Raw genomic sequence first — 11,269 nt, forward strand, 5'->3', positions numbered from 1 at the left:
TAGTTTAATACATAAAAAAAGCCTCCAACGATATTTACGTTGGAGGCTTTTTTATTTGATCTTACGATTAAAACACAGTGCTTAGTAGAATAATGGATAAACCAATAGAACCGAATAATAAAAACCACAATAACCATATATTATATTGTTGAGGTGTTTTTTTACTATTTCTTTTTACGTTTATTACTGCTCTCTTTTTACCACTATACTGAATCCAGTTTTTAAAGTAGATAAAAGTACTTATCATTATAAAGAAGGCCCATGCTTTACCTGATGAAATTGTAATTGAATTCATCTCATTTAAAAATGCAGACAACAAGATACCTGAGAGTAATATTAAACTACATTGTAATGTGGAAATATAAAATAAGGCTATAGTGTTGGCTTTCTTTTTATGTGTTGGTTTGTAATGTTGGAATACGGTAAAGAAAAAAGAATCGAAAGTGGTCATATACAAATGTATTGATAAAAGAAAAGCCACATCAATATTGATGTGGCTTTTCTTTATATAAGTTTTGTTTTATTGAGCGTCTATACTCACGAAATCTAATTCGTATGTTCCATCAAAATCACCTTGTCCACTACCTACATATTTAAATGCGATGTAGATTTGACCAGATCCGCAAGAAAGATCAACATTTCCTGAAGGGAACCAATCTCCAAAGAAATCACTGTCTTGTGTTACATAAGCATCTGTGATGATTCCCCAAGTAGCGGTTGTAATACCAGCTTCAGTACCATCCCAATCGTTTGAGAATAGTATTTCTAAAGTACTACCATCAGAGAAACTATTAGATGTTTCAAAATTTAAAGTCACATCAGGATTAGCATCTAAATCTATTTGAGGCGTAATTAACCAGGCTACTGAGCTTGCATCACCAGAATTAAAAGATCCTACTCTAGCAGAAACACCTTGAGATGAATTAGCACCACCTTGAGTGTAAGCTTCCCATCCTTCAGTACCAGCTTCAATATAGTTAGTCCAGCCGTTTCCAGAAATTGGAGAGTTTGTAGATTGTCCTTCAAAATCATCTTCAAATAAGTTGGTACTACCAGTTGTTGCAGCTAATCCACAAGATAATTCTATTGGATCACAACGCATTTCATTTGTGAAATTGATATCTTCTGGAGAATTAATTACTAACGTGTAAAAATCATCAAAGAAATCTCTTGTTAAAATCCCATCAATTGATCCTCTATTTGCAGGCAATAAAAGCGATTTAAAATCAGAAAAGGTACTTGTACTTAATATCACATTAGAACTACTTGCACAACTCTCTAAAAGACGTTCTCCATCAAATTGGTCTGTGTCTTCAGCAGCAAATGTTTTTAAATCATCACCTAAAACGTCATTTCTATTAAATTGAACATCACTTAAACGGATGAATAAATTTTCCAAATCATTAGAAAAGTCACTAATACTAACCTCAAGAGGTACTATAGTTGCTACTTCAGATGTACGAAGAATTGTTTCAGACATTTCAGACGACGCAATTTTTGCCAATTCGTTTCCTTCTCTTCTTCCTATTTGTACAACACCATTATCAACAGCAACAGACAATCCATCTAATTTAACGTATACTTTTCTTCCGAAATCGTATATTGTAAATAAAGGGTTTACATCTATTTGAACAACAATACCTGCTGTTGGGTTTTCTGCTTTATCTTGTAGTACTAACTCTTCAAAGAAGTTTCCTCCTTCATCACTAGAAATCACATAACCTTCCATGAAGTTGTTTGTTCCTTCAAAGGTAATGATGTCTTCACCAGATTGTGTAAGGTTACCAATAACAGCATCTATATCAATAATGTTTCCAGTAATTACAGGGTCTGTAACGTCAACATTAGGTGTGTCAAAATCATCATCCTGAACACAAGCACTAAATACTAATAAGCCTAAAGCTAATAGTACGATTTTGTTTAAATTAATTGTTTTCATTTTTTTCTTTTTTATCTTATCCTTATCAAAGGACATTATTTTGAAATTTGTTTTTTTAGCGTTTTAGAATCGAAGGTATACATTTAAGTAATAAGTTGTTCCATTTCCGTTGAAATAACGAGAACCAAATACAGGTCCTGTAGATCTAGATTGATCTTCTAATAACCTTGTATACTTTGGTAACCTTGATTGCTCAAATCCTCCTGTTTTATATTCTTGATCGAAGACGTTATTAATTGTTGCAAAGAATCCAACAAAGTAATCACCAACTCTCCATGATTTTCCACCTACAATGTTAACAAGAACATAGTCGTCAAACTCTTCTTGTTTTAATAAATCTCTAGCGATATCTTCGTCATAACCAACTATTGGTTGACCATCAAAATCTGTAGTAAAGTTTGCAGATCTAGCAAGGTTACTTACATCAATGTATGCGTTTGAGAAATAGTTTGTTGTTAGACCAACATTCCAGAAATCTGGGTCGCGGTATTCAAATCCAATTTGATAAGCACGTTCTGGACCTCCAGCTACATGGTAATCTTTAATATTTGTAGTACCATCTCCAAAGGTTAATGGACCATCAAAATCATCACTTGTTAAATATAAGTTTGGATTATTATCAAATGTGTATTGACCAACAGAAGCTGCTGCTTTTAATTTTATCGTTGGTGTTACTTGAGCTTCAAACCCTAATTCTACTCCAATATGTCTTTTTTCAACGTTGGTAAGGACCTCTTGTACAAATGCATCTCCAGTATCTAAACCAAGCCCGGCTAAATCTTCAGTAAAGAAGAAACCGATATCTGTTCCATCTTGAAATCCAGAATAGAACCCTGTAAGTCTAGCTTTAATTGTTGGAGATCTGAAAATATAACTTACATCAACAGATTGAATTTTTTCACTTTCTAAACCAATAACAACATCATTGTTTTGCCTTGCATTATTGAATGAATTTCTAATTGTTGGTGCTTTAGTAAAGTAACTTGCATTGAAATCAATAAGATGACGACCAGTAACTTTATAAGTACCTCCAGCTTTAACACCGTAGTTAGAAAAATCTAATTTTTCACTTTTCCCAAAAGAACGTGAACCAGAAAAGTTTCCATTTTCAAACAAACCATTTCTTTGGTATGTAGTTTGAGAAATGTTTGCTCCTAAGTAGAAATCTATCTTGTTGTATTTAAATTGAGCCTGCGCAAAACCAGTAACAACGTTTGCATCTATTTCGTAATTGTATTTGTAACGATCACCTTCTCTAACAATTCTATTAGGATTGTTTAAATCACTCTGCGCCACATCTTCTAGAGACTCGATAACGTTAGCATCTTCTTCTGCGAAGAAATCTACATCTAAGTAACCTGTTCCACCTAAAAGGTCTTTTAGGTTAGCAAAGTTTTCACTTTTTAATCGTCTATAACTTACCATGGCATTTAATCTCACACGCTCAGATAACTCAGTATCTAATATAGAGTTAATCGTAAATTGTGAATCGTCATTTCTATCTTCTTGAATAGCATAGATAGAATTTCCTCCTTGAGCTCTCACCGTAGCATTGGCACTGTATAATGCGTTCCAATCTAACTGACCGTTATTTCTGAAGTTTTGAGCAGCCAAAAATGCTTGTTCGTAATCGTAAGCTGTTGGATTTACATCTCTCAAATGGTAGCTAGGTAAATTTTGGTAGTAAGAAGGATCTGGATTTCTAGCACCACCAATATAACTTGCTTGACCGTTAAAGGTTACTAGTCGTGTTCCTCCATTATCAATTCTAGTATTACCTATTTTTCCAAATTGGTAAGCAACATTTGTGTTTAATTTTGTTTTAGGTGAAATATCCCAAAAGTGATTTAACATTAAAATAGGTTCTTCTATTTCTCGTACTCTTGAGTTTCTAATATCACCATCTTGCTCGCCCCAGAATGGGTTATATTTTCTTCCTTTTAAAGCAAGAATTTCATCGGTTATAGCCGTAGAACGCCCACGTCTGTTTTGGGCATAAATTCCTGTAAAGTTAATGCTGTGTTTATCGTTGATTTTCTTTTCAACAGCAGCAAAAAATGAGTTAGAGTCGTAAAGTGTTCCATCTACATAACCCTCATTTCCAAAACGTCTTGAGGCCAACACAGAATAAGACCAACCGCCTTCAAGGATTCCAGAATTGTAGCTAGCCATAACACGACCAGTATAACTTCTGTTTGCAGAAGCATAAGATACTCTTCCACCTTCTCTATATCTAGAGGCTCTCATTACAATATTATTAGTACCTGCAAGATCACTAAATGTATAATCGTTGGCAGACATACCAATAGTAAATTCTTGATTTCTTTGAACATCATTTAGTCCACCCCAATTTCCCCATTGCGGTCTACCACTAAATTGCTTGTTCATTTCAACACCATTAATAAGTACTTTTCCGTTGGCATTATCTAAACCTCTAGGTCTAAAAAACGTGGCGCTAAAATCAAACGCAGCTGCACGTAGGAATTGATCTCTAGATGCTTGTAGTAATCCAGAAATATTGTCTGTTAAACCATCATCTTCACTATTTAAATTGTCATCAGAAATTGAAATAACGAAAGAATCTGTCTTGTCACTATCGAAGTCAAGAGTCATACCGCTTATATCTACGGTTTGCCCTTCATTAACAACAATAGGGTAACGTTTTGTAACATAACCATCCTTTTCAACTCTAAGAACTTGTTCGCCTAAAGGAACAATGGTTTGAAATTGAAATTCACCGTTCGCATCAGTTTTAACAGATTGCGAAGTTTCTTCAATTGTAATTGTTACATCAGGAATTGGTTCACCTGTTGTTCCATCTAAAACACTACCTTTAACAATAGTCTCTTGAGCGAAGGATGTCAACATGGAAAACATTCCGAATAAAAAAATAAAAAAACTTTTTTTCATGCCTTATATTAAGATTAATAATTCTTATGCATTAAATAATAGTAATTTAAGTTATTTAAAGCGTGCAAATTTACATTATTTATAATAAATACATACTTTTGGCTCGACATTTGTAATCATCATAACGATAACATAATATATAAACTATGAAACCACTACATTTTTCTTTAGCAATTATTTGTTTTTTAATGACATTTAATGGCTTTTCTCAAGATGGGAAAAAAGAAAAACGATTTAAAATTCACACTGTAGCATTCTACAATTTAGAGAATTTATTTGACACTATCAACGACACCACAAAGTTTGACGAGAGAAGTCCAATTATGGAAATCAAAGCAGACCGAGAAGGAATTTATAAAAAGAAAGTGAACAATATGGCAAGAGTTATTGCCGATATTGGAGCTGATGTTACTGGAAATACACCTGCCTTAATTGGTGTTTGCGAAATTGAAAATAGACAAGTATTAGTTGACCTTGTTAATCATCCTTTATTGTTGTCTAAAGATTATGGTATTATACATTACGAATCTCCTGACGTTAGGGGAATTGATGTAGCATTATTATATCAAAAGTCATTGTTTAAACCAACAAGTCATGACTCTTTTGAATTGTTAATTTATGATGATGTAAGTAGAAAGCGTGTCATTACAAGAGACCAACTTTTGGTGAGTGGTGAACTAGACGGAGATCCTATTCACGTGATTGTGAATCACTGGCCATCACGAAGTGGAGGAGAGGCAAGAAGTAGATCAAAACGTGTTGGAGCGGCCAAGTTAAATAAACGTATCATTGATTCGATACAGTCTAAAGATCCTTATGCTAAAATATTTACGATGGGAGATTTAAATGACGATCCTACAAATGAAAGTGTAAAAGGTGTACTAAAGGCGAAAGCAGATAAAAAGGATGTAGAATTAAAAGGTATTTACAATCCTTTTGAAAATATGTTTACTGAAAAAGGCTATGGAACAACAGCATGGAGAGATGCATGGAGTTTATTTGACCAAATAATGTTCACCAAACCACTTATTGAGAAAGACGATTATTCATCTTACAGATTTTACAAAGCAGGGATCTACAACAAGTTGTATCTCGCTAATAAAAGAGGCCGTTATAAAGGATATCCTTTTAGAAGCTTTGCTGATGGTGGATTTACAGGTGGATTTAGTGATCACTTCCCAGTATATGTATACCTTATTAAACAAGTAGAAGATTAAACATAACTTATCACAATAAAAAAATGCGCTATTAAATTATAATAGCGCATTTTTCTTTTTATGATAATTCATTAAAACCAATTTGTCCAAGGTATTCTAGATAAGACTAGAAGAAGTCCCAATGTGTAAAAAATGGCTAACATTTTAAACTTTGGTTTCGACGTTAATTTCTTTTTATGTTTTGAGTACCCCATTGTAATGAGGACAACGGCTAAAATTCCAACAAACGGATGCTCAACAGCTAAAAGTCTAGAAAATGGATCCAATCCACCCATACCATTGTTTTGTATGTTTTTTAATCCGAAAGGTGATGTGAAATATAATAACAACCCTATTAATAATTGAATATGGGTAACGATGAGCGCAAATAGAGAAATTCTGAAATCTACCGCTTGAAATTCTTTATTCCCAAAAAACTTGATTAAGGCATTAAATGTAGCTAATACTAGCATAATAAGTACTAGGTAAGCCCAATAAGAATGGAGCATTTTAACAATATCGTACATCGGTTATAGTTTAAAAATTACAAAAGCAAAGGTAAGAATTTAATACAATTTGATGTGTTAATTCTGGTTCTGCACTTTAAAGTATTAATTAAGAGTAATATAGGTAGACACCTATGACAATAATGATAATAATGACACCAACTACTTTTGCATATTTCCATGGTGTAATATTGACGGCGTTAGTAAATACTTGTTCATAAGCTACCTTTCTTGGTTTAATGCGTCCAATAAGTAACATTATTATAACATTGAGCACGAATAAAATAGCCATGATATGTAAAAAATGGGGGTAGGCATTAGTCTCTATAATGTTCAAATCTGATGGTGATGTTATTTTCATAAAAGAGGCCTCCTCCAAGGCTGCATTTACACGCATTGGTCTTATCACAAATTCGCTAATAATGTATAATATGGAACCTGATAATAATCCAATTTTTGCAGCGATGGCAGGCACTCTTTTAGTCATAAAACCAACAAAAATAATGGTTAGAATAGGAATGCTATATATCCCGTTTACACGCTGTAAATAGTCAAAAATACTATCTAATTCTGATAGAAAAGGTGCAATGAGCATAGCTCCAATAGCAAGGGCAATTCCAAAGCGTTTTCCATATTTTACGGTGGTTTTTTCATCTGCTGAAGTATTTATATGTTCTTTGTAAATATCTACACCAAACAACGTTACGGCACTATTTAGAACACTATTAAAGGAACTCAAAATGGCGCCAAATAGTACAGCGGCAAAGAATCCTAAGAGTTCAGGAGGAAGTACTTTTTTAACCAATGCACCATAAGCCTGGTCGGGCTCAGATACAGATAACATCTCGTTTTGATGCATGTAAAAAGCAATAATACCTGGCAACACAACAATTAGAGGTCCAAGTATTTTAATAAAAGATCCTAGTAGTAAGCCCTTTTGACCTTCCTTAAGGTTTTTTGCACCCAAAGCACGTTGAATGATTTGCTGATTAGTACCCCAATAAAATAGCTGTACTAGCATCATTCCGGTAAAAATAGTGGCAAAAGGAACAGATGATGTTGAGCTTCCGATAGCATTAAACTTCTCGGGGATATTAGTTTGAAGTGTAGATATGCCATCCGTTACGCTTCCCTCTCCAATAATTAGCAGTCCGAAAACAGGAATTAAAATACCGCCAATAAGTAAACCAATAGCGTTTATCGCATCGGAAACAGCGACAGCTTTAAGTCCGCCAAAAATGGCATAAATAGAACCAATAATTCCAATACCCCAAATGCAAATCCATAGTGCCGCATTTTCTGAAACACCGAGTACATTTGAAACATCAAACATACCACTTATGGCTAAAGACCCTGAATAGAGAATTGTAGGTAAAAGCACAACAACATATCCCGTTAAAAACAGAGCAGAGGTTAATGTTTTTGTAGTCACATCAAAGCGATTTGCCAAAAACTGCGGAATAGTAATCAATCCACTTTTTAGGTAGCGCGGCAATAAGTACAAGGCAGTCACTACCATGGCAATAGCTGCTAAAGTTTCCCAGACCATAACGAGAATCCCTTCTGTATATGCCGAGCCATTTAAACCCACTAATTGCTCAGTGGATAGATTGGTCAATAATAAAGAACCTGCAATAACTCCTGCGGTAAGGCTTCTACCTCCTAGAAAATAACCATCAGATGACGACTCGTCTGTTTTTCGGGTAGCGACATAAGAAATGATTGCTACTAAAGCAGTAAAACCAACAAAACTAAGAATACCAATCATGCTATTGTTTTAGTACTGTAAAATACTAAAAAGGATCTTAATATGGCGAGCTTACTCCGAAATAGAAATATGTCGTTTCGCCTCATTGCCAAATTCGTCAACCACAGTAATGAGGTGCTTTCCTTTTTCTGGAATAATGGCGATTTCATGAATGTCTTTAGTAGTGCCAACATAGGTCTCATCAAGATACCAATATACCGTAGCTTCAGGTTTTGAATGGGCAATCTTCAAGACAAGATCATTGGTATTGCCATCGAAATCTTTTGGGAGGAATACAGAGTTTTTGGCTTTCGGATAAATAAAATCCATGCTTAGTTGTAACTCGCCCATACAGTCCATTCTCAATTTCGGAAGTGGTTTGTAAAACGGGTTTTTGGTTTTGTAGTAATAGGCTTTTAAAGGTGATAAAACAAACCATGGCTTGTGTTTGATATCCTTTAAATTTTCGCAAGATGAATTCACTTGATAGGTCTCGGTGGCATCGACGTGCGCTAAAATATGATATGGACAAGGCGATGTTTTTAATCCGCTTGCCTGAATATAACGATCTTCTGTATCGTCACAAATTGGAGACGCGCGATGTCCGCTTTTTGAGCAAATACTCACTTCTTGCATTTCGTCATATGGTTTGGCAAACCAGTCGCTATGTGGTAATATATCAAAAACATCAAATAAAATTGGAGCCGCCGTTTGAACACCTACCAAGCCTGGACGACCTTCACCATCTGCATTTCCAACCCAAACACCAACTACATAATCTTTTGTCGTGCCAATAGCCCAAGCATCGCGAAATCCAAAACTTGTTCCTGTTTTCCAGGCAATCTGTTTAGAATCATCAAAAAACTCCCAACTTTCGTCGCCTTCAGGGCGATTTACTTTTTTTAAACTTTCATAGGTAAGGTAAATGGAAGCAGCATCAAATAGTGTTTTTTCAGTAGACTTTTTTCCAAAGTTTACAGTTTCCGAAGTCATAAACGTTGGCTCTACAAATTCATTAGTGTAGTATTCGCTTGAGGTTTCAGAAAAATGATTTAGTGTAGATGACATGGAAGCATAGCTTTTACACAAATCCCATAAGTTGCTTTCGGCACCACCTAAAATAAGTGACAGCCCATAATGATTGGCGTTGTATTTTAAATCTTTAAGGTGTAATTGTTTTAAATATTGATGAAATCGATCTAGTCCAAAACTTTGTAACATTCTTACGGCAGGAATATTTAGTGATCGTGATAACGCCCGACTTGCTGGGATGACACCATCAAATTCTTTGTTGAAATTGGTTGGGTTATAGCTCCCAAATTGAGATGGCACATCTGCGACCAAAGTATTTGGTAATAAATCCCCAGCATCTAACATGGCGGCATATAAAAATGGTTTTAGAATACTACCTGTACTTCGTGGTTTATCAATAATATCTACATCTTTTTGATGCGCTCTATCTGTTGGTGTATTCCCAACATACGCTAAAACCTCACGTGTATGGACATCTAATACCAAAACAGATGCATTATGAATTTCATTTTGCTTTAAAAGATTGTACTGATTTTTTACGATAAGATTGACGCGCTCCTGAAGTTTGGTGTCAATGGTTGTTTTAATACGTTCCCCTCGATTTGACTGCACTATTTTCTGTAAAAGATGAGGTGCAATTTGAGGTAAGGCATAGGGTTTCTGGGGTAAGTCTTCGGCAATAGATAATTCGTAGGTTAAGGAGTCTATAATTGTATTTTCAAGAAGTTTTAGTAACAGGCGGTTGCGCTTTTCTAGTAAACGTTTTTGGTTTTTTCCGGGATAAATTAAACTAGGCGCATTAGGTAAAACGGCTAAAGTAGCGCTTTCAGCCCACGAGAGTTGGTGTGCATCTCTATTAAAATAACGCCAAGCAGCAGCATCCAAACCAACAACATTTCCACCAAAAGGAGCATTACTACTATAGTAGGCAAGAATATCGTCTTTAGAATCTCGAAGTTCTAATCGTGTAGCCAGAATGATTTCTTTAATTTTTTCGATATAGGTTCTAGATTGCCCTTTTCGAGATAAACGAATCACTTGCTGCGTCAAAGTACTACCACCACGCTTTACTTCACCAGCGCTTATATTGTCTTTTAAGGCTTTAAAAATGGAGATGGGATTAAAACCAGGATGATTGTAAAAATATTCATCTTCAAACTGAACTATGCAGGTTTTAAATTTTTCAGGAATGCTATCGTTATGCGGAAATCGCCATTGGCCATCTTTAGCAATTTGAGCACCCAAAAGCTCATTATTTTTACTTGTAATTACAGTCGCTGTAGGATCTATAAATAAGTCACTAGGTAAACAAAAAGCATAAATAATAAGGCCTATCGCTAATACGACAAATCTCTTTTTACGCTTTTTTATGTAGTTTACTAGTTTCATTTATTTTACAAATTCATAATCACGTTCTACTTTACAAATTCTCACTCTATACCAACGGTACCAGTCTTGACGCCCTTTTTGTTGTGCCACTAAATGATCAGTTTGCTGTTTCCAGTTTTTAATAGCCTCAAGACTTTCCCAATAACTAACAGTAATTCCTATGGTGTCTCTGGCACTTTCAATACCTATAAAACCCTCTTGTTGTTTCGCTAGAGCTTCCATTTGGTTAGCCATTTCTTCATAACCATCTGTAGTATCAGATTGTGTTGAGGTGAAAATTACTGCGTAATATGGTTTGTTATTTTGCATGGTACTTACCAGTTTTATTGTTATCAATCTTTTTTATAATCAATACTTGGCTGTTATCAAACCGTTGTATCGAGGATACTTTAATAGCCACAGGAATTTGGTTTCTAAAAATGGTGTCGTTTTCAATTTTGAAACTATCAATTTCCTGATGTTCATATAACGATTTAGTTTTTGAATCATCGATGCCACAAGCATAGCATAGCGGTAACATCAGTAAAAATATACTATACTTTTTCATCTG

The 11,269-nt window shown here is 34.8% G+C and carries 9 protein-coding genes; 1 reads left to right on the forward strand and 8 read right to left on the reverse strand.

Annotated elements, in window-relative coordinates; all coding sequences use genetic code 11:
- Positions 1–67: 67 nt before the first annotated feature.
- From Q0787_RS06115 to Q0787_RS06125, 3 genes are all read right to left on the reverse strand, one after another.
- Positions 68–451: a hypothetical protein gene (locus Q0787_RS06115; RefSeq protein WP_298901355.1), complete on the reverse strand. Its 384-nt coding sequence runs from the start codon at positions 449–451 to the stop codon at positions 68–70.
- A 69-nt stretch (positions 452–520) separates the two neighbouring features.
- Positions 521–1,939 (reverse strand): DUF5689 domain-containing protein, encoded by a 1,419-nt coding sequence (locus Q0787_RS06120; RefSeq protein WP_298901356.1) that lies wholly within the window; start codon positions 1,937–1,939, stop codon positions 521–523.
- A gap of 63 nt (positions 1,940–2,002) precedes the next feature.
- Positions 2,003–4,849, reverse strand: a complete 2,847-nt coding sequence (locus Q0787_RS06125) for a TonB-dependent receptor (protein WP_298901357.1) — start codon at positions 4,847–4,849, stop codon at positions 2,003–2,005.
- A 146-nt stretch (positions 4,850–4,995) separates the two neighbouring features.
- On the opposite strand from Q0787_RS06125, the gene Q0787_RS06130 reads away from it, so the two are divergent.
- Positions 4,996–6,066: an endonuclease/exonuclease/phosphatase family protein gene (locus tag Q0787_RS06130; RefSeq protein WP_298901358.1), complete on the forward strand. Its 1,071-nt coding sequence runs from the start codon at positions 4,996–4,998 to the stop codon at positions 6,064–6,066.
- Positions 6,067–6,137: 71 nt separating this feature from the next.
- Here Q0787_RS06130 and Q0787_RS06135 read toward each other — a convergent pair whose 3' ends face one another.
- The 5 genes from Q0787_RS06135 to Q0787_RS06155 all read right to left on the reverse strand — a co-directional run bounded on the left by Q0787_RS06135 (position 6,138) and on the right by Q0787_RS06155 (position 11,266).
- Positions 6,138–6,572, reverse strand: a complete 435-nt coding sequence (locus Q0787_RS06135; RefSeq protein ID WP_298901359.1) for a hypothetical protein — start codon at positions 6,570–6,572, stop codon at positions 6,138–6,140.
- Positions 6,573–6,660: 88 nt separating this feature from the next.
- Positions 6,661–8,319: a solute:sodium symporter family transporter gene (locus Q0787_RS06140; protein ID WP_298901360.1), complete on the reverse strand. Its 1,659-nt coding sequence runs from the start codon at positions 8,317–8,319 to the stop codon at positions 6,661–6,663.
- A gap of 51 nt (positions 8,320–8,370) precedes the next feature.
- Positions 8,371–10,719: a penicillin-binding protein 1C gene (gene pbpC / locus Q0787_RS06145; RefSeq protein ID WP_298901361.1), complete on the reverse strand. Its 2,349-nt coding sequence runs from the start codon at positions 10,717–10,719 to the stop codon at positions 8,371–8,373.
- Complete coding sequence (locus tag Q0787_RS06150) at positions 10,720–11,028, reverse strand: antibiotic biosynthesis monooxygenase (protein ID WP_298901363.1); 309 nt, start codon at positions 11,026–11,028, stop codon at positions 10,720–10,722.
- Positions 11,018–11,266 carry a hypothetical protein gene (locus Q0787_RS06155; RefSeq protein ID WP_298901364.1) on the reverse strand — a complete coding sequence of 83 codons (249 nt, stop codon included), beginning with the start codon at positions 11,264–11,266 and terminating at the stop codon, positions 11,018–11,020. The genes Q0787_RS06150 and Q0787_RS06155 overlap by 11 nt, the downstream gene beginning before the upstream one ends.
- Between the last annotated feature and the right edge of the window lie 3 nt (positions 11,267–11,269).

Source organism: uncultured Psychroserpens sp. (assembly GCF_947492715.1).
Classification (GTDB): Bacteria; Bacteroidota; Bacteroidia; order Flavobacteriales; family Flavobacteriaceae; genus Psychroserpens.

Excerpts from the sequence above, each read along its gene's own strand:
- Q0787_RS06140 (WP_298901360.1), bottom strand. The coding sequence starts at position 8,319 with ATGATTGGTATTCTTAGTTTTGTTGGTTTTACTGCTTTAGTAGCAATC.
- Q0787_RS06120 (WP_298901356.1), bottom strand. The coding sequence starts at position 1,939 with ATGAAAACAATTAATTTAAACAAAATCGTACTATTAGCTTTAGGCTTA.
- Q0787_RS06155 (WP_298901364.1), bottom strand. The coding sequence starts at position 11,266 with ATGAAAAAGTATAGTATATTTTTACTGATGTTACCGCTATGCTATGCT.
- Q0787_RS06115 (WP_298901355.1), bottom strand. The coding sequence starts at position 451 with ATGACCACTTTCGATTCTTTTTTCTTTACCGTATTCCAACATTACAAA.
- Q0787_RS06130 (WP_298901358.1), top strand. The coding sequence starts at position 4,996 with ATGAAACCACTACATTTTTCTTTAGCAATTATTTGTTTTTTAATGACA.
- pbpC (WP_298901361.1), bottom strand. The coding sequence starts at position 10,719 with ATGAAACTAGTAAACTACATAAAAAAGCGTAAAAAGAGATTTGTCGTA.
- Q0787_RS06125 (WP_298901357.1), bottom strand. The coding sequence starts at position 4,849 with ATGAAAAAAAGTTTTTTTATTTTTTTATTCGGAATGTTTTCCATGTTG.
- Q0787_RS06135 (WP_298901359.1), bottom strand. The coding sequence starts at position 6,572 with ATGTACGATATTGTTAAAATGCTCCATTCTTATTGGGCTTACCTAGTA.
- Q0787_RS06150 (WP_298901363.1), bottom strand. The coding sequence starts at position 11,028 with ATGCAAAATAACAAACCATATTACGCAGTAATTTTCACCTCAACACAA.